A 24,313-nucleotide genomic window follows, 5' to 3' on the forward strand; every position below is an offset into this window, starting at 1 on the left:
GGACCGTCGACGAACCCGGCGCCATCCGCAAAATGACCGGCCTCGGCGTCGACGGCATCATCACCGACTACCCCCAGACCCTCACCCAGCGCTGAGTCAGGGCCGGGTCGCCCGGTCGAGTTCGATCAGGACGGAGTGGTAGGCGCGTCCCGTCGCCCGGTCCATGCCGATCTCGCACATCCGGTTGGCGGACAGGTGGGCGTCGTAGGCGCGCGAGGTGACCTCGGCGGCCTCCTTCTCCGTCGCGGACGCCGTCAGCTCCTTGTGCAGCATGCCCCGGTCACCGGCGAAGGCGCAGCATCCGGCGTCGTCGGGCACGACGACCTCGTCGGCGACCGCCTCGGCGACCTCGCGCAGTTGACCGACGTCGCCGAGGTGCTGCATCGAGCAGGTGGGGTGCAGTACCGCCGAGCGGGCGGTGCGCCGGATCGTGAGCCCGGGCAGGAGCTCCTCGGCGGCCCAGACGACGGAGTCGACCACCGTGAGGTGCCGGTGCAGTTCGCGGTTGGCCTCGGTGAGGTAGGGGACGACCTCGTCGGCGATGCCCAGGGTGCAGGATGAGGCGTCGACGACCAGCGGGAGCTTTCCGCCGTCGGTCCAGGCCCAGGCGGCCTCGACGACGCGGTTGGCCATCACGGCGTTGGCGTCCTCGTAGCCCTTGGAGTGCCAGATCGTCGAGCAGCAGGTGCCGGCGACGTCGTCCGGGATCCAGACCGGTTTGCCGGCGCGGGCCGAGACGTCGACCACGGCCTGCTGGAGCGAGGGCGTGTCGTCGCTTCCGGCGCCGCCGAAGATGCGGTTGACGCAGGCCGGGTAGTAGACGGCCCGCGCGTCCGCCTTCACGGTGCGGGGCACGGCGCGGGTGGCGGCGCCGGGGATCTCCGGCAGCCATTCGGGCACCAGGTCGGGGCGCACGGCCTTGCGGGCGAGGCCGGTGGCGGCCGTCAGCAGCCGGTCGGCGATCCGGTCGGCCGCGCCCACCGCCAGGCGCGCCGACGCCTCGACGGCCTTGAACCGCCTCGCGGTGAGCGCGGCGATCCGCTCCTCGCGCGGGGAGTGCCGCTGGTGGCGGAAGTCCTTCATCATGGCGCCGGTGTCGATGCCGACGGGGCAGGCGATCCGGCAGGTGGAGTCGCCCGCGCAGGTGTCGACGGCGTCGTAGCCGTAGGAGGCGAGGAGCTGCTCCTCCACCGGTGAGCCGTCCGGCTGGCGCATCATCTCCCGGCGCAGCACGATCCGCTGGCGTGGCGTGGTCGTCAGGTCGTGGCTGGGGCAGGTGGGTTCGCAGAAACCGCACTCGATGCAGGGGTCGGCGACGGCTTCGATGCCGGGGATCGTCTTGAGACCGCGCAGGTGGGCCCTGGGGTCCCGGTCCAGGACGATCCGGGGTGCCAGGACGCCGTCGGGGTCGACGAGTTGCTTCGTGCGCCACATCAGCTCGGTCGCCCTCGGGCCCCACTCCAGCTCCAGGAACGGGGCGATGTTGCGTCCGGTGGCGTGCTCGGCCTTCAGCGACCCGTCGAAGCGCTCCACGGTCATCCGGCAGAACTCGTCCATGAAGGCGGCGTACCGGTCGACGTCGGACGCCTTCGACGCGTCGAAGGCGAGCAGGAAGTGCAGGTTGCCGTGGGCGGCGTGACCGGCGACGGCCGCGTCGAAACCGTGGCCGGCCTGGAGCCGGAGCAGGGCCTCGCAGGCGTCGGCCAGCCGGGACGGCGGTACCGCGAAGTCCTCCGTGATCAGCGTGGTGCCCGCCGGCCGGGAGCCGCCGACCGCGGTGACGAACGCCTTGCGGGCCTTCCAGTACCCCGAGATGACCTTGGCGTCGCGGGTGAACTCGTTGGTCACGGAGGGGACGGGCGCGACGAGGCTGAGCCGTTCCAGGACGTCGGCCGCCGCCCGTTCGTACGCCTCCTGGCCCGCCTCGTCCGGTGCCCGGAACTCCACCAGCAGCGCGGCGGTCTCGCGCGGCAGTCCCGCCCAGTCCGCCGGCACGCCCCGCACGCTGACCGAGGCGCGCAGGGTGTTGCCGTCCATCAGCTCGACGGCCAGGGCCCCGGCCTCGTTGAAGAGGGGCACGGCCGCCGCCGCGGCGGTCAGCGAGGGGAAGAAGAGCAGGCCGCTGGTGACGCGGCGGTCCAGCGGCAGGGTGTCGAAGACGACGTCGGAGATGAACCCGAAGGTGCCCTGGGAGCCGACCATCAGACCGCGCAGGATCTCCACGGGCGTGGTGCCGTCGAGGAAGGCGTCGAGCCGGTAGCCGTTGGTGTTCTTGATCTCGTACTTGGCCCGGATGCGGTCGGTGAGCGCCGCGTCCGTCTCGATCTCCGCCTTGAGGGCCAGCAGACCCGCGCACAGGTCCGGCTCGGCGCGGGCCAGCTCCTCGTCCGCGTCCGGGGCGGCCGTGTCGACGACGGTGCCGCTCGGCAGCACGAAGGTCAGCGAGGCGAGGGTGCGGTACGAGTTGCGGGTGGTGCCCGCGGTCATGCCGGAGGCGTTGTTGGCGACGACCCCGCCGACGGTGCAGGCGATGGCGCTGGCCGGGTCGGGGCCCAGGACCCTGCCGTACCGGGCGAGGGTCGCGTTGGCCCGCATGACGGTGGTGCCCGGCCGGATGCGGGCCCGCGCGCCGTCGTCCAGGACCTGCACGCCGGTGAAGTGGCGGCGGACGTCGACGAGGATGTCCTCGCCCTGGGCCTGGCCGTTCAGGCTGGTGCCGGCGGCGCGGAAGACGAGGTCGCGGCCGTGGGAGCGCGCGTACCCCATGATCGCGGAGATGTCCTCGGTGGTCTCGGGCAGGACGACGACCTGCGGGACGAACCGGTAGGGGCTGGCGTCGGAGGCGTACTTGACCAGGTCGGAGACCTTCCAGCGGACCTTCTCCGGACCGAGGAGTGCGGTCAGCTCGGCGCGGAGCCGCTCGGGCGTGCCCGAGGCGCCTCGGTCGGGGACCCGGTCGGCCGCGGCGGCGCGGGCCGTTCCCGGGCGGAGGCTGTCCGGCTTGGGCTCCAGCAGGGGCATGACGTTCGTCTCCCACACGGTCTCGTTCGGTGCTGATCAGCGTACGACTGCGAAGGGCTCGCGTGCCCCGGGGTGCGCCGGGGCACGCGAGCGCGGAAGGGTGGTCACCCGGGCGTGGGAGGGCCGGGCAGGACGGCCACCACGTCGATCTCCACGAGGATGTCCATGAGGTCCGACCCGACGGTGGTGCGCACCGGGCACGGCTCGTCGAAGAACTCGCGGTAGGCGGCGTCGTACGCGGCGAAGTCCCGCTTGAGGTGTTGCAGGTGCGTGGTCACCTTCACGACGTCCCGCAGGGAGAGCCCCTCCTCGGCGAGGACCGCGCTGACGTTGCGCAGCACCTGTGCGGTCTGCGCGCCGACGCCTTCGGGCACCTCGCCGGTGGCCGGGTCCTGCGGGCCGAACCCGGCCGTGAACAGGAGTCCGCCCGCCACCACGCCCTGCGCGTACGCGCCCGCCGGCCGGGGAGCCCCGGTGGTGCGCACGGCTCGCTTTCCGGTCCGCCCGCTCATCCGGTGAGGTCTCCGTCCCGCTCGTTGACCCCGGCGTAGTGGCGGAGCTTGTCCTCGTCCACCCGCACGCCAAGGCCCGGGCCGGACGGCACCCGCAGCCTGCCGTTCTCCAGGTGCAGCGGCTCGATGATGTCGTCCGCGTGCAGGTAGTACATGCTGTCGATGGCCCGGGAGAGGACGGGTGTGCTCGACACGACGGCCAGGTGCGCGGCCGTGGCGATGCCGAGTTCCCCGCCGCTGTGCAGGTTCATGCCGAGGCCGAAGGTCTCGCAGTGCGCGGCGAGCGCCTTGGTCGCGGCGATGCCGCCCCACTTGTAGACGTCACCGTGGATGACGTCCACGGCGTTCAGCCGCATGGCGGGCGCGAAGTCCTCGAAGCGGACGACGCACATGTTGGTGCACAGCGGGATACGGACCTTCGCCTTCACCTGGCTCATGCCCTCGATGCCGACGCACGGGTCCTCCAGGTACTCCAGGTCGAGTTCCTCCAGCGCGATCCCGGCGCGCACCGAGTCGGGGACGGACCAGGCGGCGTTGGGGTCGACGCGCAGGTTCACCCCGGGCAGCGCCTCGCGGACCGCGCGCAGGATGGCGACGTCGCCCGCGCAGTCCTTGGTGCCCTTGAGCTTGACGGCGTCGAAGCCGCCCTCGGCGACGACGCGCACGGTGTGCTCCGCCAGGGCCTCGGGCAGGTCCGCCGGCGTGGCGCCCGGCGCGTCGGCGCGGGTGATGAGCGCGGTGATCGGGACTTCGTCCCGCACGGGGCCGCCCAGCAGGTCGGTGAGGGACTGGCCGGTCGCCTTGCCCATCGCGTCCCAGCAGGCGACGTCGACGGCGGCGATCGCCGCGTAGCCGAGGTAGCCGTAGAAGAACGGCACCATGTGCTGCTTGCGGTGGAAGCTCTCCAGGGCGAAGGGGCTGGTCCCGATCAGGTCGGGGGCCAGTTGCCGGACGATCGCGGCGACCGGGGCGCCCCACATCGTCTCGCCCCAGCCCTCGACGCCGTCGTCGGTGCGGATGCGGACGACGGTGCGGGTCTCACCGGTCTTGGTCTCGAACGAACTCGTGAAGGGGTTGACCAGCGGGAGGTTGACGACCCACACGTCCACGTCAGTGATCTTCATTGCTTCTCCTTGTCGCATCGCTTCTTCAGGACGGCCGGCTCGCCGTGTCGAACGCCCGGATCGCGTCGGCGAGGCCGCGCGCCCGGTCGTCCAGCAGCAGGCCGCCCCGGACGACGTCGGCGCCGGACGCGTCGTCCGTGGCGCCGTCGACCCGCTCCCACTCGCCGTGGCGCTCCACGGTCAGGCCGGGGTGCGGCGGGTTGTCGAACAGGGGCGGCGGTTCCACCGGGGCGCGGGCGGGCACGGGTGTGCGCACCAGACGGGGGTGGGCGGCGAGCATCAGTGAGGTCTCGAACCATCCGGCGTGCCCCGGCGTGACGTCCGGCCGCCCCGCCTCGTCCTCGCCCGCGGTGAGGGTCCAGTACGAGCAGGCGGCGACGGTCACCCGGGCGCGCAGCGCGAACCGCTTCACGGCGAGCCGCATGATCTCGTCGTTGCCGCCGTGGCCGTTCACGACCAGCACCCGGTGGTGTCCGCTGGTCACGAGCGAGTCGAGGACGTCGTCGAGGACCGCGCCCAGGGTGGCCGCGGAGAGCGAGACGGCGGCGGCGAACAGATGGTGCGGGCTGTGGCCGAAGGGCAGCGCCGGCAGGCGTACGACCTCGGGTGCGGCCTCCTCCCGGGAGAGGAGGTCCAGCGCCCGGTCGACGACCTCCTCGACCAGAAGGGTGTCGGTGCCCATGGGCAGGTGCCCGGCATGCTGCTCCTGCGAGCCGATGGGCAGCAGGGCGATGCCCCGCTCACCGGCCCCGCGGACCTCGCGCCAGGTGAGTTCGGTCAGTCTCGATTGGCTCACGGTGCTACCTCTCCGAAACGGGGCCGTGGCAGAGTCGGCGCATGGTCCACAAAAGTTCTCCGTTGCGACTGGTCCCCGCGGCCGTGCCGCGACCGGCCGCGCCACCCGCTCCGCGACGGCTGGGCGCCGTCGAGCTGGTGCCCGGCCGGGTCAGGGCGGCCGTGCTGTCCGTGGCGGGCCGGGTCCTGGACCGCGCCGAGGCCTCGTACGACGCGGCCCGCGCGACGCCCGCGGACATCGACGCGGCGCTGGAGGAGGCGGCCGGTGTCTTCGCCGCGCACGACCTCCAGGGCATCGGCGTGGCCGCGGCGGGGCTGGTGGACCCCCGCGCGGGGCTGATCCTCGAGGTGAACGACGTGCCCGCCCTGCACGGCTATCCGGTGACGGAGCGGCTCGGCGCGCTCACCGGCGCCGGGGTGCGGGTGGAGCACCGGGCGCGCCTCCAGGTGCTCGGCGACCGCTGGTTCGGCGCGGGCCGCGGGCGGCGTACGTTCGCCTCGGTGTCGACGGGCGAGGTGCTCGGGGTCGGTGTCCTGTACGACGGCGAGGTGATGGCCCCGCCCGGCGGGCGCAGCGGCGCGCACATGACCGTGTCGGCCAGCGGTGACCGCTGCACGTGCGGCAGCAGGGGCTGCTGGAAGACGGTGGCCACGACCGGCTGGCTGCGCGCCCGGGCGCTGGATGCCGGCCTCGGCCCGGCGGTGTCGCTGGAGGCACTGGTGAACAGCGGGGACGCGCTCGCCGGACGGGTGGTGGAGGAGTACGCGCACAACCTCGCGCTGGGTCTGGTGAACGTGCAGCAGTTGTTCGCGCCCGGTCTCTTCATCCTGCACGGTGAGGCGCGTGAGGGCGGTGAGCGCTTCCGGACCGTGGTGGAGGAGCGGCTGCGCGAGGCCGTCGCCTTCACCGAGGCCGAGCAGCCCCGGGTGCTGGTGGGAACCGCCGCCGTCGACGACGTCGCGCTGCTCGGCGGTGCGGGTCTGGTGCTGTCGCACTTGTAGGGCAGTGCGGGTCATCGGCTCGCCTCGGCCGTCGGCGAGGCGGCGGCGCGCTGTGCCGCGCGGCGCCCCCTGCGCGGGTCGAGGACGGGTACGGCGTCCAGCAGCTGCCGCGTGTAGGGGTGTCGCGGTGAGCGCAGTACCTCCGCCGTGCCGCCGACCTCGACCAGGCGCCCCCGGCGCATCACGGCGACCCGGTCGGCGACCTGTCCGACGACGGCGAGGTTGTGGGAGACGAACACATAGGTCAGCCCGAGCCGTTGCTGGAGGTCGGCCAGCAGGTCGAGGACCGTCGCCTGCACGGAGACGTCCAGGGCGCTGGTCGGCTCGTCCAGGACGAGGAGGCGGGGGCGCAGGGCCAGGGCCCGTGCTATCGAGACGCGCTGACGCTGTCCGCCGGAGAACTCGTGCGGGTAGCGGTCCTGGATACCGGCGTCCAGTCCCACCGCCTCCAGGAGTTCACCGACGCGTTCGCGGTTACGGGGCCGAGCGCGCCGTCCGCGCGCCTCGGGGTCGTGGGTGACGAGGGGTTCGGCGACGATGTCCGTGATGCGCATGCGCGGGTTCATGCTGGAGTAGGGGTCCTGGAGGACGACCTGCATCTGCCGTCGTACGGCGCGCAGTTCGGGCGCGGAGAGGGCGGCGAGGTCCTGTCCGTCGAAGCGGACGCTGCCGGCGGTGGGTTCGAGGAGCCGCAGCAGCAGCCGGGTCAGGGTGGTCTTGCCGCAGCCGGATTCGCCGACGAGGGCGAGGGTCTCGCCCTCGTGGACTTCGAGCGACACGTCGTCGACGGCGGTGGTCGTGCCGCGCGTACCGAACTCCTTGCGCAGTCCGACGAGTTCGAGGAGGACCTTGGCGGCCGCGGGTGTCGGTCCGGTGGCTTCGGTGGCTTCCGTGGTCATGCCGCCTCCAGTCGCGGGGTGGCCGCCAGCAGCTTGCGGGTGTAGTCGTCGGCCGGACGGTCGAAGACGTCGAGGACGCCGCCGGTCTCGACGACGCGGCCCTTGTTCATGACCACGACGCGGTCGGCGGTCTCCGCGACGACGGCGAGGTCGTGGGTGATCAGCACGACGGCCATGTCGTGCTTGTGCTGGAGAGTGACGAGCAGGTCGAGGATCTGGCGCTGCACGGTGACGTCCAGGGCCGTGGTCGGCTCGTCGGCGATGAGTACGCGGGGCCGCGCGACCAGCGCCGTCGCGATCATCACGCGCTGACGCAGGCCTCCGGAGAGTTCGTGCGGGTACTGGCGGTAGCGCAGCGCCGGGTCGGGGATGCCGACCTCGTCCAGGGCGGCCAGCGCGGCCTCCTTCGCCTCGGCGCGGGACATGCCGGTGTGGTGCCCGAGTACCTCGGCGACCTGGGCGCCGACCCGCTGGAGGGGGTCGAGGCAGGTCATCGGGTCCTGGAAGACCATGGCGATGTCGCGGCCGCGGACCCGTCCGAGGTCCTTTTCGGAGAGTTGCAGCAGGTCGCGTCCGTCGAAGCGGATCTCGCCGCTCGCGTAGACGCACGGCGGGCTCGGGTTGAGGCGCAGCACGGAGAGTGCGGTGGCGCTCTTGCCGCTGCCCGACTCCCCCACGACGGCGAGGGTTTCACCGGCGTGTACGTGCAGGGAGACGTCCTGGACGGCGTGGACGACGGAGGTCTCCAGGCGGAAGTCGACGCTGAGGCCGGCTATCTCCAGCAGCGGCGGTGGTGTGGTCGGTCGGTCGAGGGTCATCGGCGGTAGGCCTTCGGGTCCGCGACGTCCCTGAGGGCGTCGCCGGTGATGTTGATGGCGAGGGAGGTGAGCATCAGCGCGATGCCGGGGAAGACGGCGACCCACCAGGAGGTGCCCAGGTAGAGCTGGCCGTCGGAGAGCATGCCGCCCCAGGTGACCGTCTCCTTGGGCACGCCCAGGCCGAGATAGCTCAGGGATGCCTCGGCGACGATGGCGGCGGCGACGTGCAGGGTGCCGATGGTGGCCAGCGGGGCCATCACGTTGGGCAGCAGGTGGCGGCGCATGATGGTGACGTCGGTGACGCCGATGGCGCGGGCCTCGGTGACGAAGTCGCGGGTGCGCAGGGACATCACCTCGGAGCGCACGACGCGGGCGTAGGAGACCCAGCCGGTGAAGCCGAGCACCAGGATCACGTACCACAGGCCCGAGCCGAGGAAGCCGACGATGGCGAGGGCCAGCAGCAGCGACGGGAAGGCGAGCTGCACGTCGGCGAGCCGCATGAGGGTGCGGTCGGCCCAGCCGCCGAAGTACCCGGAGGACAGTCCCACGACGGTGCCGATGACTCCGGCGAGGAGCGCCGCGCCGGCGCCGACGAGCAGGGAGACCCGGGCACCGTAGATGACACGGGAGAGCATGTCGCGCCCGAGCTGGTCGGTGCCCAGGAGGTGGGCGCCTCTGCCGCCGTCCTGCCAGGCGGGAGGCCGCAGCCTGAGGAGGAGGTTCTGCGCGTTGGGGTCGTAGGGGGCGATCAGGGGTGCGAACAGGGCGGCGAGCAGCAGCAGCGTCAGTACGGCCAGGGCCGCGACGGCGAGCTTGTTGCGCAGCAGGGCCCGCAGGACGGCGGAGCCCGAGCCGCCGGACGGTGGATCGGCCGGGGTCCGGTCGGTGGCGGCCGGTGACATGACGGTCATCGTGACGTCCTCACCCTCGGGTCGAGGAAGCTGTAGGAGAGGTCGACGAGCAGGTTCACCACGACGAAGGTGGCGGCGAAGAACAGGACGGTGGCCTGGACGAGCGGGAAGTCGCGGTTGGAGATCGCCTCGACGGTCAGCTGGCCGACTCCGGGCCAGGAGAAGACCCGTTCGGTGAGGATCGCCCCGCCGAGCAGGTTGCCGACCTCCAGGCCGACGACGGTCACCACCGGCAGCGAGGCGTTGCGCAGTCCGTGCCTGAGCACCACCTTCAGGGGGCCGAAGCCCTTGGCGCGGGCGCTGCGGATGTGGTCGGAGGACAGGACGTCGATCAGCGACGAGCGCAGCAGGCGCGCGACGACGGCGACGGAGTAGACGGCGAGGGTGACGGCCGGCAGGACGAGGTTGGCGAAGGTGCCGTAGCCGGAGGCGGGCAGGGCGCGCAGCCAGACGGCGAAGACCAGGATGAGCAGGATGCCGACCCAGAACGGCGGGGTGGACTGGCCCAGCAGGACACCGGTCATCACGGTGTGGTCGGAGCCGCGCCCGCGGCGCATGGCGGCGAAGATGCCCGCCGGGACGGCGACGACGAGGGTCACCGCGAGGGCGGCGGCGGCCAGTTCGATGGTGGCGGGCAGCCGGTCGGCGAGGATCTCGCTCACGGGCTGGCCGTAGACCAGGGAGTCGCCGAAGTCGAGGCGGAGCAGTCCCCAGAGGTAGTCGAGGTACTGCGCGAACAGCGGCTGGTCCAGGCCGAGGGAGGCGCGCAGCACGTTCTCCTGCTCAGCGGTGGCGTCGGGCGGCAGCAGGATCTTCACGGGGTCGCCGGAGAGCCGTACCAGGAAGAAGGAGACCGTCGCGGTGCACAGCAGGACGAACAGCGCGGTGGCCAGGCGCCTGAGCACCGTGCGCAGCAGCCCGGTCCGGTCCGGGCGGCGGGGTTGCGTCGCCGCGGGGGTGGGTGGTTCGTCGAGGGTGAGGGCGCTCATCGGGACACCTCCGCGCTCTCCATGGCGAGGACGCCCGCGGAGCCGGGAGTCCAGCGGGGGCGATCGTTGCGGGCGAAGATGTTGTCGATCTGGTAGAGGAAGACGAAGGGCGCCTCCTGGCGCATCAGCCGTTGCAGGTCGGAGAAGGCCCGTTCGCGTTCGGCGGGGTCCTCGGAGAGTTCCTCGAGGTCGATGAGGCGGTCGGCCTCCTCGGAGTGCCAGCGGCTCTGGCGCCGGTCGCTGCGCACGTTGGACTGGACGATGCTCGCGCCGTCCATCGTCCACACGGTGCTCGCCGCGAGGTAGATCGGGCCGAGCGCTCCCCGGTTGTCGGAGGTGAGCCGGGCCGAGTAGGTGCCGGGGTCGAGGAGGTTGACGCGTGCGTCCACCCCTGCCTTGGCCAGCAGTCCGGACAGGGCCTCGGCGACGTTGGCGTCGACGTTGGAGGCGGTGATCGTCGTGGCGAAGCCGCGCGGGTGGCCGGCGTCGGCGAGCAGGGCGCGCGCGGTCTCGACGGACCGCTCGAACGGCTTGACGGTGGGGTCGAAGCCGAAGGCGCCGCGTGGGACGAGGGCGGGTGTCTCGGTCGCCTTGCCGCCCAGTACCGCCTTGATCAGCAGGGGTACGTCGATGGCGTGGTTGAGGGCCTGGCGGACCCGGCGGTCCTGGAGCGGGCCGCGTTCCAGGGTGTTCAGGGACAGGTAGGCGGTGCGGATCCCGGTGTGGCCGTCCAGCGAGACGCCGCCGTAGCCCTCCAACTGCTGGGCGGCGTCCGGGGTGAGTCCGGCGACGAGGTCGACGCCTCCGCTCTGGAGCGCGGCCAGGGAGGAGGAGGCGTTCGGCGCGGGACTGAAGACGAGGCCGTCGACGGCGGGCCGCCCGTTCCAGTGGTCGGCGTAGGCCCGCATGCGCAGTTCGTGGTCGCGCTGCCAGCTGACGTAGGTGAAGGGGCCGGTGCCGACGGGGTGGTCGGCGAACTCGGCGTCGCCCACCTCGGCCAGGTGGCGGGGCGGCACGACCACGCCGCCGAAGAGGGAGAGCTTCGCGGGCAGGATCGGGTCGTGCACGGTGGTGTGGAAGTCCACGGTGAGGCGGTCGACCACGGTGACGCCCTTGACGAAGCGCAGTTCGACGATCGGGGACTTGGTGGCGGGGTCGAGCAGCCGCTCGATGCTGAAGGCGACGGCCCGCGCGTCGCACGCCTCACCGTTGTGGAAGGTCACGCCGGGTCGGAGGGTGAAGCGCCAGGTGCGCGCGTCGGTGGCCTTCCAGGAGAGGGCGAGCCTGGGGTGCAGCCGGTTGTCCCGGCCCCGGGTGGTGAGCGTGTCGAACATGTTGATCAGGACGTTCATCGACACCATGTCGCCCTGCTTCTGCGGGTCCAGCGTCTTGGGGTCCCCGGGCTGGGAGACCCGCAGCACGTTGCCGGCCCGGTCCGCGGCGGCCGTCGTGCCGCACGCGGTCAGGAGCGCCGGGGCGCCGAGGGCTCCGAGGAGCAGACCGCCGGTCCGCAGGACGTGACGTCGGGTGGGACGGCTGCGGTCCATCGTGCGCCCCTGATGAATTCGTTCCATTGAACAACACCTCCGTTCCGTCAGATGGAATGCGGTTGGGTTAAGCTAAGCGACATGGTGAAAGCGGTCAACACCCGGTCGGTCGATCAGGAACTCGTGAAGGGCCCCGTCGACAAGGCGATGGAGGTCCTCGACGCGCTCGTGCAGCCCGGCGGTCCCCACCGGTTGGGTGAGATCGCGCGCCGCACGGGACTGACCAAGCCCACCGTCCACCGGCACCTGCGGACGATGGCGGAGTACGGCTTCGCGGAGGCGGCGGAGAACGGCAGCTACCGCCCGGGCCCGCGCCTGCTGGGCCTGGCCGCGGCGGCCCTGAACGACAGCCGCGTCCTCGAACTCACCCGGCCCGTCCTCGCCGACCTTCGGCGGCGCACCGGACACGTGGCGTTCTACGCGGTGCGGCACGCGGCCGACGCGGTGTACCTGGAGGGGTCCGAGCCGGCCCGGGAGTACCGGATGAGCACGGCGCCCGGCCGGCGCTCCCCGCTGTACGCGTGCGGTGTGGGGCTCGCCATGCTCTCGGCCCTGCCTCCGGAGGAGGTCGACGCCGTGCTGGACGTGGGCGACCTGGAGGCCCGCACACCCGGCACGCCCACCGAGCCCGCTGCCGTCCGGGCGGTGCTGGCGCGGGCGGCGCTGTGCGGGTACGCCGTGGACGACGAGTACGACGAGCCGGACGTGCGCTCGGTGGCGGCCCCCGTCCTGGACGCGGAGGGCAGGGCCGTGGGCGCGATCGGCATCCTGGGCCTGACCTTCACCCTGGACCCCGACAGCGTGGAGGTGTTCGGGCCGATGGTGCGGGCCGCGGCGCGCACGGTGTCGGCCGGGCTCGGCGCGCGTACGCCGGTCCTCGGCGTGGTGGACGACGCCTCGCGGGGTGAGCGGTCGTGAGCGCCCTGGCCGAACTGCTCGCCGCGGGCCGGGAACGACGGGTGTTCTCGGGCGCCGCCTGGTCCGTGGGGGATCCGGAGGGCCCGCTGGACCGCGGCTGGACCGGCACCCGGTCCTGGGACGGGCCGCCGCTGGACGGCGACGACCTGTGGGACCTCGCGTCGGTGACGAAACCGATCGCGGGGCTCGCCGTCATGGCGCTGGCCGAACGCGGTGCGCTGGGGCTCGACGCGACGGTGGGTACGTATCTGCCCGACTACCGAGGGGGCGACAAGGCCGACCTGACGGTACGTCAACTTCTGGCGCACACCTCGGGGATCCCCGGCCAGGTGCCGCTCTACCGCGACCATCCCACCCGTGCGTCCCTGCTGGAGGCGGTACGGCTGCTGCCGCTGACCGCGGAGCCCGGCACCCGGGTCCAGTACTCCTCGCAGGGCTTCATCATCCTGGGTCTGATCGCCGAGGCGGCGACGGGCCGGCCGCTGGACGCGCTGGTGGAGGAGCTGGTGTGCGCGCCGGCCGGGATGCGGGACACCGTGTTCCGGCCGGACGCCGGGCGGCGGGCGCGGGCGGTCGCCACCGAGGACTGCCCCTGGCGCGGGCGCACCGTGGTGGGCGAGGTCCACGACGAGAACGCGGTGGTGCTCGGCGGCGTCGGCGGCCACGCGGGCCTGTTCTCCACCCTGGCGGACATGGAACGCCTCGGCACCGCACTGGCCGACGGTGGCCGGGGGCTCCTGCGCCCCGACACGTTCGCCGTCATGACGGCGGGCCACACCGACCACTTGCCGCTGCGCCGGGCTCTCGCCTGGCAGGGCCGCGATCCCGTCGGCTCCCCCGCCGGAGACGTGTTCGGACCCGCCTCGTACGGCCACACGGGCTTCACCGGCACCAGCCTCTGGGTCGACCCGGACACGGGGCGCTATGCCGTGCTGCTCACCAACCGGGTGCACCCCACCAGGGCCGGGGACGGGATCGTCGCCCTGCGCCGGGCGTTCCACGACGCGGCCGCCGGACTGCCCCGCGATGGCGCGAGGCCGGCCCCACCGTGTGGAATGGCCGGATGAACCCTGCCGAGCCCGAGCCCGAGCCGAAGCCGCACCCCGGACACGCACCCGCGCCCGGCGCCGAGCGCCCCGAACGCGCGCGCCCCGCCTCGCACAGCCTCACCGGAGTCGGTCTCGCCGTCCTCGACCCCACCGGACGGGTCCTGCTCGGCCTCGGCCATGACGGACGCTGGGAACTGCCCGGCGGCAAGGTGGACCCCGGCGAGGACTTCGAGACGACCGCCGCCCGGGAACTGGCGGAGGAGACCGCACTCACGGTCGCCGCCCAGGACGTCCGGGTCCTGGCCGTGTTCGTCGACGGCCTGGCCGGACTGACCCGGGTGACGGCGGCGGCCGTCACCGAGCGGGCCTCGGGCACGCCCCGGGTCACCGAACCCGACAAGATCCAGCGCTGGGAGTGGTTCGCCCGGGACGCGGTCCCGTCCGCCCTCTTCGCCCCGTCTGCCTCGGTACTGGACTGCCTGTGGCCCGAGGCGGAACACCGGGGCGGCGCCGGGGTGCGCCACTACCCGCTGGCCGGCTCCCCGTCCGCCCGGACCGTCGTGAACGGCAGCACCAGGCGGGACGGGTGCGCGGCGTCACGGTAGATCTTGTGGGTGACGGGGCGGCCCACCGGCAAGTAGGCGTCCGGCGGCAGCAGCGCGTTGTGCTCGTCGGCCATCGGTTCGTCGTTGGACAGCTCCACGACCAGCTTGTGGCCCGGCAGGAACGTCGCCGCGAACGGGTGGATCCGCAGCACGTACTCCTCGATCCTCCCGGGCTCCACCGGCACCGCGCGGGTGTGCGGGTGGCGCGGGTCGCCCTCGGTGGTACGCGCCTCGTCCAGCTCGCGGTGCGAAGCCTTGTTGTCCTCAGCGAGGAGCGGTATCGGCCGGGGGCCCTGCTCCCAGGAGCGCGAGGAGCCCGGGGAACCTCTTCTCGATGGTTCCTCCCGGCCATGCGGCACCTCCTGGGTGTGCGGGGTCGCGGCCGCCGTCGCCGGGGTACCGACCGCAATCGGCACGACCGGACTCCCTGTCCACCGCACCACCATGGGCGGGGAGTCCGTCCCGGTACCCCCGCGACACGACGGCAGCCCGGAATCGGCGCTCGCCGAATAGCCACGAGGGCAGCGGGGCCGCCCTCTTGTACGGAGCCGCGCAATCCCCCACAGGGCACCGGGTTCTCTACGGCCGGCGCCCGCCGCACCCCCTCCCCACCGAGCCGTGCGACTTCGCGGCATCCCGCCCCGCGCATTGACATGTACGCGTCCCGGCGCAACGCTGAGAGCGCTCTCAGAATCGGTACGGACCAATTCCCCCACACCCGCACGGAGGTGGAGAGTGTTCTCAAGACTCAGACGCCGTCTGCTCGCCGTGGCCACGGCAGCGGGCCTGGCCGGCGCCCTGCTCACGTTCGGCGCCTCACCGCCCGCGGACGCCGCGGTGCCCGCCACCATCCCCCTGAAGATCACCAACAACTCCAGCCGCGGCGACGCCGTGCACATCTACAACCTCGGCACCTCGCTGACGACCGGTCAGCAGGGCTGGGCCGATGCCAACGGCACCTTCCACGCCTGGCCCGCCGGCGGCAATCCGCCCACCCCCGCACCGGACGCGTCCATTCCCGGACCGGCCGCCGGACAGACCAAGACGATCCGGATCCCCAAGCTGTCGGGACGCATCTACTTCTCGTACGGCCAGAAGCTCGACTTCCGGCTGACCACGGGCGGTCTGGTGCAGCCGGCGGTGCAGAACCCGAGCGATCCCAACCGCAACATCCTCTTCAACTGGTCCGAGTACACGCTCAACGACTCCGGGATCTGGCTCAACAGCACTCAGGTCGACATGTTCTCGGCGCCGTACACGGTCGGCGTCCAGCGCGGCGACGGGAGTGTGGCCAGTGCCGGGAAGCTCAAGGCCGGCGGCTACAACGCGGTGTTCAACGCGCTGCGGGCGCAGTCCGGCTGGGGCGGGCTGATCCAGACCCGGCCCGACGGCACCGTGCTGCGGGCTCTGTCGCCGCTGTACGGGCTGGAGACCGGGGCGCTGCCCGCTTCGGTGCTGAACGACTACATCAACCGGGTCTGGCAGAAGTACTCGACGAGCACGCTCACCGTCACGCCGTTCGGGAACCAGCCGAACACCAAGTACTTCGGGCGGGTCTCGGGCAACGTCATGAACTTCACCAACGGCTCGGGCGCAGTCGTCACGAGCTTCCAGAAGCCGGACGCCTCCAGCGTCTTCGGCTGCCACCGGCTCCTGGACGCCCCCAACGACCTGGTGCGCGGACCGATCTCGCGCACGCTGTGCGCCGGGTTCAACCGTTCGACGCTGCTGAGCAACCCCAACCAGCCCGACCCCTCGGCGGCGAACTTCTACAAGGACTCCGTCACCAACCACTACGCCCGGATCATCCACGACCGGATGGCGGACGGGAAGGCGTACGCCTTCGCCTTCGACGACGTCGGCAACCACGAGTCGCTGGTGCACGACGGCAACCCGGCCCAGGCCCAGCTCACCCTCGACCCGCTCAACTGACCAGGCACCCGGACCCGTGCCGCCCCCGTCCTCCGCTCACGCGGCAGGGCGGGGGCGGCACGCGGTCACGCGCCGGGCAACACGCCGGTGCGGGCCACCTCGGAGTACCAGCGGGCGCTCGCCTTCGGGATGCGGGTACCGGTCGGGTAGTCGACGTAGACGGCCCCGAAGCGCTTGCTGTAGCCGTGCGCCCACTCGAAGTTGTCCAGCAGCGACCAGAGGAAGTAGCCGCGGACGTCCGCGCCGTCCAGGATGGCCTGGTGGACGGCGGCGAGATGGCCCCGCACATACGCGATCCGGGCGGGGTCGTTGACCTGGCCGGCGGGGTCGGCGTAGTCGTCGAACGCGGCGCCGTTCTCGGTGATGACCAGCGGCAGCGCCGGGAAGTCGGCGGCCAGTCGGCGCAGCAGGTCGTACAGGCCGGTGGGGTCGACGGCCCAGCCCATCGCGGTCCGGTCGCCGGGCGGCTGGTGGAAGGCGACCCGGTCGGCTCCCGGCCAGGGACTGTGGGAGCTGTTGCCGTGTCCGTCGGAGCTGTGGGCGCCGCTGCCGTCGGTCTCGGAGACGACGGTGGGCGTGTAGTAGTTGACGCCGAGGAAGTCCAGGGGCTGATGGATCTGCCGCAGGTCGCCGTCCCGGACGAAGGACCAGTCGGTCAGCTCGGCGGTGTCCTTGAGCAGGTCCTCCGGATAGGCGCCCTGCAGCATGGGGCCGGTGAAGACCCGGTTGGCGAGGGCGTCGATCCGGCGGACCGCGTCGGCGTCCCCCTCGGTGCCGGTGAGCGGGCGGACATGGTGGATGTTGAGGGTGACCGAGCACCGGGCGTCGGCGCGGACGCGGTCGCGCAGCGCCTGGACGGCCAGGCCGTGCCCCAGGTTGAGGTGGTGGGCGGCGCGCAGGGCGGCCACGGGATCGGTGCGGCCGGGGGCGTGCACGCCGGAGCCGTAGCCGAGGAAAGCGCTGCACCAGGGTTCGTTGAGGGTGGTCCAGGTCTTCACCCGGTCGCCGAGGGCGTCCGCGGCGAGGGCCGCGTACTCGGCGAACCGCTCGGCGGTGGCACGCTCGGGCCAGCCGCCCGCGTCCTCCAGTTCCTGCGGCAGGTCCCAGTGGTAGAGGGTGGCGACGGGCTCGATGCCCTTCTCCAGGAGGTCGTCCACGAGTCGCCGGTAGAAGTCCAGGCCCTTCTGCACGGCCGGACCGCGCCCGGTGGGCTGGATCCGGGGCCAGGCGAGGGAGAACCGGTAGGCGCCCAGCCCGAGTTCGGCCATCAGGGCGACGTCCTCGCCGCTGCGGTGGTAGTGGTCGGTGGCGACGTCACCGGTGTCGCCGTTGCGGACGCGGCCGGGGGTGCGCGCGTAGGTGTCCCAGATGGACGGCGTGCGGCCGTCCTCCGCCGCGGCCCCCTCGACCTGGTAGGAGGCGGTGGCGGAACCCCAGAGGAAGCCCTTGGGGAAGGTACGGGCGGCGTCCGGGCCGGACCCGGTCTGGTGTGCTGCGGTGACCACGTAAGTCCTTTCTAGATGGGGGTGTTCGCGGGGCGGCGGGTCAGCCCTTGACCGCGCCCGCCATGATGCCGCTGACGATCTGACGCCCGAAGACGATGAACATGGCCAGCAGCGGCAGCGTGCCGAGCAGCGCGCCCGCCATGATCAGCGACTGGTCGCGGACGTAGCCGGCGCTGAGCTGGGTGAGCGCGACGGGCACCGTCGGGTTGGTCATGTCGAGGACCACGAACGGCCAGAAGAAGTCGTTCCACGCGTGCACGAACGTGATCATGAACAGGACCGCCATCGCGGGCCGGGCGACCGGCAGCACGATGCTCCAGAAGATCCGCAGCGAATGCGCGCCGTCCACGCGTCCGGCCTCGACGAGTTCGTCCGGCAGCGCCTCGGAGAGGTACTGCCGCATGAAGAAGACGCCGACCGCGCTGACCAGGGTCGGGAAGATGACCGCGGGCAGCTGCTGCGACCAGCCCAGCTCGGCCATCATGATGAACAGCGGTACGACGCCCAGCTGCGGCGGCACCAGCATGGTGCCGATCACCAGCATGAGCAGGGCGTTGCGCCCCTTGAACCGCAGTTTGGCGAAGGCGAACCCGGCGAGGGTCGCGAACATCACCGTGGACAGGGCGATCACCCCGGCCACGATCAGGCTGTTGACCATCGCCTTGCCCATCGCCGCCTCGTCCCAGGCGCGGGCGAGGTTGCTGAACAGGTTCGGGCCGGGCAGGAACGGCGGCGGCGTCTGGCTGACCCGCGTGTTGTCGGTGGAGGCGGCGACCATCGTCCAGTACAGCGGGAAGATCGACAGCACCGCCATGACGGCGAGCAGGACGTAGGCGAGGGGCCCGGCGTGGTGCTGGCGCCCGGCGCGCTGGCGCAGCAGCCGGCGTCCGCCGGGGCGGCCCGTCCGGGCGGACGGGGTGCGGTCCGGGTGCTCCGCCCGGACCGGGAGACTCTGTGTGGTCATGGCGACTCCAGGTCAGGACGTGCGGGAGCGCAGGCGCCTGATCAGGCGCTGTGCGACGAAGACGAGGACGAGCAGCACGAACATCGCCCACGCGACGGTCGCCGAGCGGCCCATCTGGTAGTTCTTCCAGCCCTCCTCGTACAGCAGCAGGCCCAGCGTCTGGTACTGGTTGTCCGCGCCGCCGGTGACCCCGTTGGGCCCCTGGCCGAAGATGAGCGGCTCGCCGAACAGCTGGGTGGCGCCGATCGTGGAGAGCACGATGGTGAAGACGATGGTGGAGCGGATCCCGGGCACGGTGACGTGGATGAACTGCTGCCAGCGCGACGCCCCGTCGAGCGAGGCCGCCTCGTACCGGTCGGCGGGTATGGCCTGCATGGCGGCCAGGTACAGCAGCGCGTTGTAGCCGGTCCAGCGCCAGATCACGATGGTGGAGATCGCGACCTGGGCGGGCCACTTGTCGGCCTCCCAGTCCACCGGGTCGATGCCGACCGAGCCCAGCGCCCAGTTGATCATGCCGAAGTCGCGCTCGAAGATCATGGTGAAGACTAGGGCGGCCGCCGCGACCGAGGTGGCGTAGGGGACGAGCGAGGCGACCCGGAAGAACAGCGAGGCGCGCATCCGGTAGTTGAGCAGGTGCGCCATGCCGAGCGCCATGAGCAGCTGCGGCACCGTGGAGATCACGCCGATGGTGATGGTGTTCTGCAGCGCGTTCCAGAACCTGGAGTCGCCCCACAGCTCCACGTAGTTGTCGAACGCCACCCACTCCATCACGTCGAGGGTGGCCAGTTCCACGTCGTGCAGCGAGATCCACGAGGTGTAGATCAGGGGGTAGAAGCTGAACGCGGCGAAGATCACGAAGAACGGTGCGACGAAGACGTACGGGGCGCCCTTGATGTCCAGCCGGTGCAGGAGCGCGCCGCGCCGTGCCGGGGCCTTGGTGGTGGAGGTGGTGGCCACCGGGATTCCTTCCTGGTTGCGAATGCGGGTGACCCTGCGCCGGGCCCGCGCGTGACGGGGGCCCGGCGGCGGTGGGACGGACGGTCAGCCGACCGCCTTCTCGATGCGCTCCGCGGTGGTCTTCCACGCCTCGTCACGGGCGGTGCCCTGCTGCTCGATCAGGGTGAGGCCCTGGGAGAAGGTGTCCTTGATCGTGCCGTCCTTTCGGCCGAGGACCTGCTTGTCCGGGATCTCCTGGGCGGCGGCACCGAAGATCTGCCCGATCGGCGCGTCGCTGAAGTAGGCGGACTTGGCGTTCTTCACGTCGGCGCTCTCCAGCGCGGTGCGCGAGGAGGGGATGTTGCCGATCTCCTTGAAGATGTGGGCCTGCTGCTCGGGCGCGGTCAGCCAGGCGACGAGCTTCTGCGCCTCCTCCTTCACCGGGCTCTGCTCGACCACGCCGAGGAAGGACCCGCCCCAGTTCGCGCCCTTGGGCGCCTTGGCCACGTCCCACTTGCCCTTGTTCGCCGCGCCGGCCTTCTCGCTGATGTGGCTCAGCATCCACGCCGGGCAGACCGCCGTGGCGAACGTGCCGTTGGCCAGGCCGGGGTCCCAACCCGGCTGGAACTGACGGAGCTTGGCCGTCAGGCCGTCCTCCGCCGCGTCGGCGGCCAGGCCCCACGCCTCCTTGACGGCCGGGTTCGTGTCGTAGATCAGCTCGCCCTTGTCGTCGTAGTACTGCTCGGGGTAGCCGTAGACCATGGCGTTGAACAGGCCGCTGGCCGCGTCCATGTAGGCGACTCCGTCACCCTTGAAGCCCTTCTTGAAGTCGCGGCCGACCTCGACGTACTTCGTCCAGTCGCCCTCCCACAGCTTGGCGACCTCCTCGCGTTCGGTGGGCAGGCCCGCCTGCTCGAAGTAGTCCTTGCGGTAGCAGACGGCCATCGGGCCGATGTCCGTGCCCAGGCCCAGCACCTTGCCGTCCCCGGTACTGATCTGGGACTCCTTCCACGGCAGGAAGTGCTCGGTGCCCGAAGTGCCGGAGAAGTCCGCGAACTTGTCCGCCTGGGTCTCGGTGATCTCCTTGGCCCGGCCGATCTCGATGCCCTGGATGTCCTTCAGCCCCTTGCCCGCGGCGAGCCTGGTCTGGAGGGCGGTGTAGTACGTCTGCTCGTCGCCGGCGATCTCGGCCTTGATGTCGACGTCCGGGTTCTCCTTCTCGTACTGCTCCAGGAGGCCCGTCTCCTTGATGCCCATCACCCCGTACAGGCCCATGGTGATGACGGTCTTGCCGTCCTTCTCACCGCCACCCGTGACGGAGTCGTCGCCGCTGCTGCATCCGACGACGAGCGCCAGCGCGCCGACGGCCGCGACCGCCGCCACCGCCTTCCCGCGCAACGAACCGAGAGTGCCCATGGATCTCCTCCTAGCGACGGCTCAGACAGGGTGGGAACGTGCCCAATTTTGGTGGGCACGTTCCCACCGGCGCAACGAAGACTCGTGGGAGCGCGCCCATATGTCAATGACTTGAAAGCAACTCGCTGCCCGTCCCTGTCCGGGAAGGGGCCTCTCGGCCGCCGGGGGGTGCGCCGACGGTGACCGGGTCTGCAAGAATTGCCGCAGGTCACCTCCGCGGCCGGCACGTCCGCCGCGGCCGCCGAGGGGGGAGTGCATGACCGGCAACCGCCGTCCCACGATCAAAACGGTCGCCGCCCGCGCCGGCGTGGGCCGCACCACCGTCTCCCGCGTCGTCAACGGCTCGGAGCTGGTCAGTGCCGACGCCCGTGCCAGGGTCCTCGCGGCGATCAAGGAACTGAACTACGTTCCCAACTCGGTGGCCCGCGGGCTCGTCACCAACCGCACGGACGCCGTCGCCCTGGTGATCCCGGAGTCCGAGAGCAGGCTCGGGTCGGAACCGTTCTTCGCCGCCCTGATCCGCGGCGTCAGCGGCGCTCTGGCCGAGAGCCGGACGCAGCTCCAGCTGATGCTCGTCCGGGACCAGGCGGAGCGGGACCAGCTGACCGAGTCGGTCGCGGCCCGCCGGGTCGACGGCGTCCTCCTGGTCTCGGTGCACTCCGAGGACCGGCTGCCCGGCATGCTGGAGGAGATGGGCCTGCCCACCGTCCTGGCCGGCCGCCGCGACGCGGGCGAGCGGCTGAGCTACGTGAACGCGGACAACGCCGGCGGGGCCGCCGCGGCGGTACGGCACCTGCTGAGCGGCGGACGGGAGCGGATCGCGACCATCACCGGGCCGCTGGACATGGACGTCGGCCGCAGCCGGCTCGCGGGCTGGCGGGACGCGCACCTGGAGGCTGGGGCGCCCGCCGCGGAAGTCCTGGTGGAGGCGGGCGACTTCACAGAGGAGGGCGGGGCGCGCGCGATGCGTTTGCTTCTTGAACGCGCCCCCGACCTGGACGCCGTCTTCGCGGCCTCGGACCTCATGGCGGTCGGCGCCCTGGCCGAACTCCGCCGGCACGGGCGGCGGGTGCCCGGCGACGTCGCCGTGGTCGGATTCGAGGACTCGGTCCTCGCCCGGCACACGGACCCACCGCTCACGACGGTGCGTCAGCCGGTGGAGGAGCTGGGACGGACCATGGCCCGCATCCTCACCGGTATCACCCGGCACGGCGCGCCACGGCAGCAGTTGACGCTTCCTACTGAGCTGGTGGTGCGCGAATCGTCCTGACCGTGATGCGCGAGTCGCCCTAACCTCGGCCGCGCGTCATCGACATCAGCAGTTCGTGGGTCTCCGCGTCGGCGGCGGCCACGAGCCCGCGGCCGCCCGCTGCACCGATCGGGGCGCCGTCGATCCCGGTGACGGTGCAGCCGGCCGCCCGGCACAGGGCGATGCCCGCCGCGAAGTGCACGCTCCGCGACAGGTCGCCGCCATCGGTGACGTAGGCGGCGCGTCTGCCTGCCGCGACCCAGGCCAGTGCGAGGGTCGTGGAGACGACGCGCGGCCGGAAGCGGGTGACGAACTCGGGGTTGGCCAGCAGATCCGCGGTCCGGAAGCCGGGCGCACTCGGAAACGGCGGATCCAGGTTGACGTCCACCAGCCGGCTCGCGGACGTGGGCGTCAGCGGCGCGTCGTCGGCCCCGTCACGCCGCACCCGGGCCGTGACCCCGTCGGTGAAGTAGACCTCGCCGCCGAACGGGTCGGCCACCGCTGCCGCCCCGCCGCGCAGGGCCACGTTGACGGCCACCAGCATGGTGCCGACGGCGTAGTTCAGGGTGCCGCACAGGGGGTCCACCAGCCACTGGCGCACCGCGTCGGCGCCACCCCGCAGCCCACTCTCCTCTCCGAGCACCGCGTCGTCGGGCCGACGGGCACGGATCACGCCGAGGATCGCCTTCTCGGCCTCCACGTCGGCGTCGGTGGCGAAGTCGCCTGCGCCCTTGTCGATGCGGTTGAGCCGTCGGCCGTACAGGTTGCGGACCACGTACGCGCCGGCCTGCGCGCCCGCTATGGCGACGGCGGCATCGTCGGTTCCCTCGTATGAGTCGATCACGCCGCGCAGACTATCGAGGCGGGCCACGACGGCGCCGCGCGCCGAGTGGCGTCGGCCGGGGCGGGCGCTACTGCGGGAGGCCTCGGGACGGTTCTCCGGGCCCTCAGCCGGCCGGGGTGCACGCCTCGGCGATCGACAGGCTGTTCTCGTAGAGGTGGTGCCGGGTGATCCGGCCGTCCTCGACGGTCAGGCGCAGGGCGAAGGGGCCCTCGAAGCTCCGTCCCGTCGCGCGTACGGTCCCCGACAGGTGGCCCATCAGCACGGCGTCCGTGCCGTCGACGAGGAAGGTGTCGACCGAGGCCCGCGCGTCCTCGGGCACGGTGTGTTCCATCAACTCGGTGAACTGCGCCGCGCATTCCGCACCCGTGGAGCGGGGCCGGATCCAGGGGACGGCGGGGTTCTCGGCGAGCTGCCAGTCCACCTCGTCGGCGAACAGCTCGATCAGCCGCCCGGTGTCCCCCGCCACGCGCGCGGCCAGGAACTCGCTCACGACGCTCCGGGTGGCCTCGCTGACCTGCGCCCCGGTGGCTGCGGTGTGCTCGACGGACATCGTGTTCTCCTCGCGGCGGTGATCCGGTCCGGCGGGGATTCCCGCCGACGTGTCCGATCCTGCCGGGCGGAACGAGGGGCGGTCGATTACCTCTCGGGTAACGGCACTGGGCCAGTCGGCCTACGGCGGGCGTTTCCCCCCTGGGCCACCGTTCGTTGGGGCGGGCATGATCAAGAAACTCGCCTGTGTCTCCGTCCTGGCCGCCGCCCTCCTGGCATCCGCCCCCGCCGCCGTGGCCGCCCCCGCGCCCGACCCGTCCGCCGGAGTTCCCGGTGCTCCGCTGCTGAGCGGTCTCCTCGGAACGCTGGAGGTGGGGCACCCGGCCTCCTCACCGCGTTCGCTGCTGCCCGCGGGCATCCTCGGCGGGTGACGTCCCGGCCGGAAGGGCGGCGAATGCGCGCGTTCGCCGCCCTTCCGCCGCGATTGAGCGGTTCGGCCTCGCGCTCCACCGGCCGATCCCGGCGGCGCCAGCCATCGGCAGGGTTCCCGTAACCGTGCTCCGCGAGCCTCCAGGGAGTCATCCAACGCGGGAGGTTGCAGTGAAGCATGCGAGCAAGAGGCACGCCGGTGCCGTGGTGGCCGTGCTGAGCGGTCTGGCTCTGGCCCTGACGACGACCACCGCACACGCCGCGCCCGGCGACCCCGACGTCATCGCCCACCGCGGCTCCTCCGGCATGGCACCCGAGAACACCGCCGCCGCCATCGACCTCGCCGTCACCCAACGCGC

The 24,313-nt window shown here is 72.1% G+C and carries 23 protein-coding genes and 2 pseudogenes; 9 read left to right on the top strand and 16 right to left on the bottom strand.

The window, feature by feature from the left end; all coding sequences use genetic code 11:
* Window positions 1-95: pseudogene (locus ACGF3J_RS37935) on the top strand (hydrolase); the annotation flags it as partial.
* 1 nt (window position 96) lies between these two features.
* Here ACGF3J_RS37935 and ACGF3J_RS37940 read toward each other — a convergent pair.
* From ACGF3J_RS37940 to ACGF3J_RS37955, 4 genes are all read right to left on the bottom strand, one after another.
* The gene (locus tag ACGF3J_RS37940) at window positions 97-3,021 is read right to left on the bottom strand and encodes an FAD-binding and (Fe-S)-binding domain-containing protein (RefSeq protein ID WP_161328895.1); all 2,925 of its coding nucleotides are present in this window, start codon (window positions 3,019-3,021) and stop codon (window positions 97-99) included.
* Window positions 3,022-3,125: 104 nt separating this feature from the next.
* Entirely contained in the window at window positions 3,126-3,533 is a 408-nt protein-coding gene (locus ACGF3J_RS37945) for a RidA family protein (RefSeq protein WP_161328894.1), read from the bottom strand.
* Window positions 3,530-4,657, bottom strand: coding sequence for a mandelate racemase/muconate lactonizing enzyme family protein (locus ACGF3J_RS37950; RefSeq protein WP_161328893.1), 1,128 nt, complete (start codon window positions 4,655-4,657; stop codon window positions 3,530-3,532). The genes ACGF3J_RS37945 and ACGF3J_RS37950 overlap by 4 nt, the downstream gene beginning before the upstream one ends.
* Window positions 4,658-4,682: 25 nt before the next feature.
* Entirely contained in the window at window positions 4,683-5,453 is a 771-nt protein-coding gene (locus ACGF3J_RS37955; protein ID WP_161328892.1) for a creatininase family protein, read from the bottom strand.
* Between the two features lie 62 nt (window positions 5,454-5,515).
* On the opposite strand from ACGF3J_RS37955, the gene ACGF3J_RS37960 reads away from it, so the two are divergent.
* Complete coding sequence (locus ACGF3J_RS37960) at window positions 5,516-6,454, top strand: ROK family protein (RefSeq protein WP_161328891.1); 939 nt, start codon at window positions 5,516-5,518, stop codon at window positions 6,452-6,454.
* An 11-nt stretch (window positions 6,455-6,465) separates the two neighbouring features.
* On the opposite strand, the gene ACGF3J_RS37965 is transcribed toward ACGF3J_RS37960, so the two are convergent.
* The 5 genes from ACGF3J_RS37965 to ACGF3J_RS37985 are packed head-to-tail and all read right to left on the bottom strand — an operon-like array spanning window position 6,466 to window position 11,645.
* On the bottom strand, window positions 6,466-7,353 hold the full coding sequence (locus ACGF3J_RS37965) for an ATP-binding cassette domain-containing protein (RefSeq protein ID WP_161328890.1): 888 nt from the start codon (window positions 7,351-7,353) through the stop codon (window positions 6,466-6,468).
* Window positions 7,350-8,171, bottom strand: coding sequence for an ABC transporter ATP-binding protein (locus ACGF3J_RS37970; protein WP_161328889.1), 822 nt, complete (start codon window positions 8,169-8,171; stop codon window positions 7,350-7,352). The genes ACGF3J_RS37965 and ACGF3J_RS37970 overlap by 4 nt, the downstream gene beginning before the upstream one ends.
* Window positions 8,168-9,082 (bottom strand): ABC transporter permease, encoded by a 915-nt coding sequence (locus ACGF3J_RS37975; protein WP_393856062.1) that lies wholly within the window; start codon window positions 9,080-9,082, stop codon window positions 8,168-8,170. Before ACGF3J_RS37975 ends, ACGF3J_RS37970 begins: the two co-directional genes overlap by 4 nt.
* A complete protein-coding gene (locus tag ACGF3J_RS37980) occupies window positions 9,079-10,071 on the bottom strand; it encodes an ABC transporter permease (protein WP_161328887.1) in 993 nt (330 codons plus the stop codon). Before ACGF3J_RS37980 ends, ACGF3J_RS37975 begins: the two co-directional genes overlap by 4 nt.
* Window positions 10,068-11,645, bottom strand: a complete 1,578-nt coding sequence (locus ACGF3J_RS37985) for an ABC transporter substrate-binding protein (protein WP_161328886.1) — start codon at window positions 11,643-11,645, stop codon at window positions 10,068-10,070. Before ACGF3J_RS37985 ends, ACGF3J_RS37980 begins: the two co-directional genes overlap by 4 nt.
* A 54-nt stretch (window positions 11,646-11,699) precedes the next feature.
* Here ACGF3J_RS37985 and ACGF3J_RS37990 point away from each other — a divergent pair, with 54 nt between their 5' ends.
* Genes ACGF3J_RS37990 through ACGF3J_RS38000 form a run of 3 tightly spaced genes read left to right on the top strand, consistent with a single transcriptional unit; the run spans window position 11,700 to window position 14,190 of the window.
* On the top strand, window positions 11,700-12,536 hold the full coding sequence (locus ACGF3J_RS37990) for an IclR family transcriptional regulator (protein ID WP_161328885.1): 837 nt from the start codon (window positions 11,700-11,702) through the stop codon (window positions 12,534-12,536).
* The gene (locus ACGF3J_RS37995; RefSeq protein WP_393856063.1) at window positions 12,533-13,603 is read left to right on the top strand and encodes a serine hydrolase domain-containing protein; all 1,071 of its coding nucleotides are present in this window, start codon (window positions 12,533-12,535) and stop codon (window positions 13,601-13,603) included. Before ACGF3J_RS37990 ends, ACGF3J_RS37995 begins: the two co-directional genes overlap by 4 nt.
* The gene (locus ACGF3J_RS38000) at window positions 13,600-14,190 is read left to right on the top strand and encodes an NUDIX hydrolase (protein WP_161328164.1); all 591 of its coding nucleotides are present in this window, start codon (window positions 13,600-13,602) and stop codon (window positions 14,188-14,190) included. Before ACGF3J_RS37995 ends, ACGF3J_RS38000 begins: the two co-directional genes overlap by 4 nt.
* Here the strand turns inward: ACGF3J_RS38000 and ACGF3J_RS38005 are convergent.
* Window positions 14,109-14,606 (bottom strand): CocE/NonD family hydrolase C-terminal non-catalytic domain-containing protein, encoded by a 498-nt coding sequence (locus tag ACGF3J_RS38005; protein WP_346346067.1) that lies wholly within the window; start codon window positions 14,604-14,606, stop codon window positions 14,109-14,111. The genes ACGF3J_RS38000 and ACGF3J_RS38005 overlap by 82 nt on opposite strands.
* Window positions 14,607-14,925: 319 nt before the next feature.
* Between ACGF3J_RS38005 and ACGF3J_RS38010 the strand changes: the two genes are divergently transcribed.
* The gene (locus ACGF3J_RS38010; RefSeq protein ID WP_161328163.1) at window positions 14,926-16,122 is read left to right on the top strand and encodes a glycoside hydrolase family 64 protein; all 1,197 of its coding nucleotides are present in this window, start codon (window positions 14,926-14,928) and stop codon (window positions 16,120-16,122) included.
* 65 nt (window positions 16,123-16,187) lie between these two features.
* On the opposite strand, the gene ACGF3J_RS38015 is transcribed toward ACGF3J_RS38010, so the two are convergent.
* Genes ACGF3J_RS38015 through ACGF3J_RS38030 form a run of 4 tightly spaced genes read right to left on the bottom strand, consistent with a single transcriptional unit; the run spans window position 16,188 to window position 20,943 of the window.
* Window positions 16,188-17,627 carry a GH1 family beta-glucosidase gene (locus ACGF3J_RS38015; protein WP_161326701.1) on the bottom strand — a complete coding sequence of 480 codons (1,440 nt, stop codon included), beginning with the start codon at window positions 17,625-17,627 and terminating at the stop codon, window positions 16,188-16,190.
* 40 nt (window positions 17,628-17,667) lie between these two features.
* Complete coding sequence (locus ACGF3J_RS38020; RefSeq protein WP_393856064.1) at window positions 17,668-18,591, bottom strand: carbohydrate ABC transporter permease; 924 nt, start codon at window positions 18,589-18,591, stop codon at window positions 17,668-17,670.
* 12 nt (window positions 18,592-18,603) lie between these two features.
* Window positions 18,604-19,572 carry a carbohydrate ABC transporter permease gene (locus ACGF3J_RS38025; protein ID WP_161331862.1) on the bottom strand — a complete coding sequence of 323 codons (969 nt, stop codon included), beginning with the start codon at window positions 19,570-19,572 and terminating at the stop codon, window positions 18,604-18,606.
* A gap of 60 nt (window positions 19,573-19,632) precedes the next feature.
* Window positions 19,633-20,943, bottom strand: a complete 1,311-nt coding sequence (locus ACGF3J_RS38030) for an ABC transporter substrate-binding protein (protein WP_161331861.1) — start codon at window positions 20,941-20,943, stop codon at window positions 19,633-19,635.
* A gap of 256 nt (window positions 20,944-21,199) precedes the next feature.
* On the opposite strand from ACGF3J_RS38030, the gene ACGF3J_RS38035 reads away from it, so the two are divergent.
* Complete coding sequence (locus ACGF3J_RS38035; protein WP_161332306.1) at window positions 21,200-22,213, top strand: LacI family DNA-binding transcriptional regulator; 1,014 nt, start codon at window positions 21,200-21,202, stop codon at window positions 22,211-22,213.
* A 19-nt stretch (window positions 22,214-22,232) separates the two neighbouring features.
* Here ACGF3J_RS38035 and ACGF3J_RS38040 read toward each other — a convergent pair whose 3' ends face one another.
* Both ACGF3J_RS38040 and ACGF3J_RS38045 read right to left on the bottom strand, forming a co-directional pair.
* The gene (locus ACGF3J_RS38040; RefSeq protein ID WP_161332305.1) at window positions 22,233-23,036 is read right to left on the bottom strand and encodes an inositol monophosphatase family protein; all 804 of its coding nucleotides are present in this window, start codon (window positions 23,034-23,036) and stop codon (window positions 22,233-22,235) included.
* A 103-nt stretch (window positions 23,037-23,139) separates the two neighbouring features.
* A complete protein-coding gene (locus tag ACGF3J_RS38045; RefSeq protein ID WP_161332304.1) occupies window positions 23,140-23,586 on the bottom strand; it encodes a nuclear transport factor 2 family protein in 447 nt (148 codons plus the stop codon).
* 166 nt (window positions 23,587-23,752) lie between these two features.
* Between ACGF3J_RS38045 and ACGF3J_RS38050 the strand changes: the two genes are divergently transcribed.
* Both ACGF3J_RS38050 and ACGF3J_RS38055 read left to right on the top strand, forming a co-directional pair.
* Entirely contained in the window at window positions 23,753-23,956 is a 204-nt protein-coding gene (locus ACGF3J_RS38050) for a hypothetical protein (protein ID WP_161332303.1), read from the top strand.
* A gap of 169 nt (window positions 23,957-24,125) precedes the next feature.
* Window positions 24,126-24,313, top strand: a pseudogene (locus ACGF3J_RS38055) (hydrolase); the annotation flags it as partial.

This window comes from Streptomyces sp. NPDC048171 (genome assembly GCF_043202655.1).
GTDB lineage: Bacteria > Actinomycetota > Actinomycetes > Streptomycetales > Streptomycetaceae > Streptomyces.

What these genes read in the sequence shown, in the direction of transcription:
- ACGF3J_RS37940 (WP_161328895.1), bottom strand. Translation starts at nt 3,021, where the DNA reads ATGCCCCTGCTGGAGCCCAAGCCGGACAGCCTCCGCCCGGGAACGGCC.
- ACGF3J_RS37945 (WP_161328894.1), bottom strand. Translation starts at nt 3,533, where the DNA reads ATGAGCGGGCGGACCGGAAAGCGAGCCGTGCGCACCACCGGGGCTCCC.
- ACGF3J_RS37950 (WP_161328893.1), bottom strand. Translation starts at nt 4,657, where the DNA reads ATGAAGATCACTGACGTGGACGTGTGGGTCGTCAACCTCCCGCTGGTC.
- ACGF3J_RS37965 (WP_161328890.1), bottom strand. Translation starts at nt 7,353, where the DNA reads ATGACCACGGAAGCCACCGAAGCCACCGGACCGACACCCGCGGCCGCC.
- ACGF3J_RS37970 (WP_161328889.1), bottom strand. Translation starts at nt 8,171, where the DNA reads ATGACCCTCGACCGACCGACCACACCACCGCCGCTGCTGGAGATAGCC.
- ACGF3J_RS37975 (WP_393856062.1), bottom strand. Translation starts at nt 9,082, where the DNA reads ATGACCGTCATGTCACCGGCCGCCACCGACCGGACCCCGGCCGATCCA.
- ACGF3J_RS37980 (WP_161328887.1), bottom strand. Translation starts at nt 10,071, where the DNA reads ATGAGCGCCCTCACCCTCGACGAACCACCCACCCCCGCGGCGACGCAA.
- ACGF3J_RS37985 (WP_161328886.1), bottom strand. Translation starts at nt 11,645, where the DNA reads ATGGAACGAATTCATCAGGGGCGCACGATGGACCGCAGCCGTCCCACC.
- ACGF3J_RS37990 (WP_161328885.1), top strand. Translation starts at nt 11,700, where the DNA reads ATGGTGAAAGCGGTCAACACCCGGTCGGTCGATCAGGAACTCGTGAAG.
- ACGF3J_RS38000 (WP_161328164.1), top strand. Translation starts at nt 13,600, where the DNA reads ATGAACCCTGCCGAGCCCGAGCCCGAGCCGAAGCCGCACCCCGGACAC.
- ACGF3J_RS38020 (WP_393856064.1), bottom strand. Translation starts at nt 18,591, where the DNA reads ATGACCACACAGAGTCTCCCGGTCCGGGCGGAGCACCCGGACCGCACC.
- ACGF3J_RS38030 (WP_161331861.1), bottom strand. Translation starts at nt 20,943, where the DNA reads ATGGGCACTCTCGGTTCGTTGCGCGGGAAGGCGGTGGCGGCGGTCGCG.
- ACGF3J_RS38035 (WP_161332306.1), top strand. Translation starts at nt 21,200, where the DNA reads ATGACCGGCAACCGCCGTCCCACGATCAAAACGGTCGCCGCCCGCGCC.
- ACGF3J_RS38045 (WP_161332304.1), bottom strand. Translation starts at nt 23,586, where the DNA reads ATGTCCGTCGAGCACACCGCAGCCACCGGGGCGCAGGTCAGCGAGGCC.
- ACGF3J_RS38050 (WP_161332303.1), top strand. Translation starts at nt 23,753, where the DNA reads ATGATCAAGAAACTCGCCTGTGTCTCCGTCCTGGCCGCCGCCCTCCTG.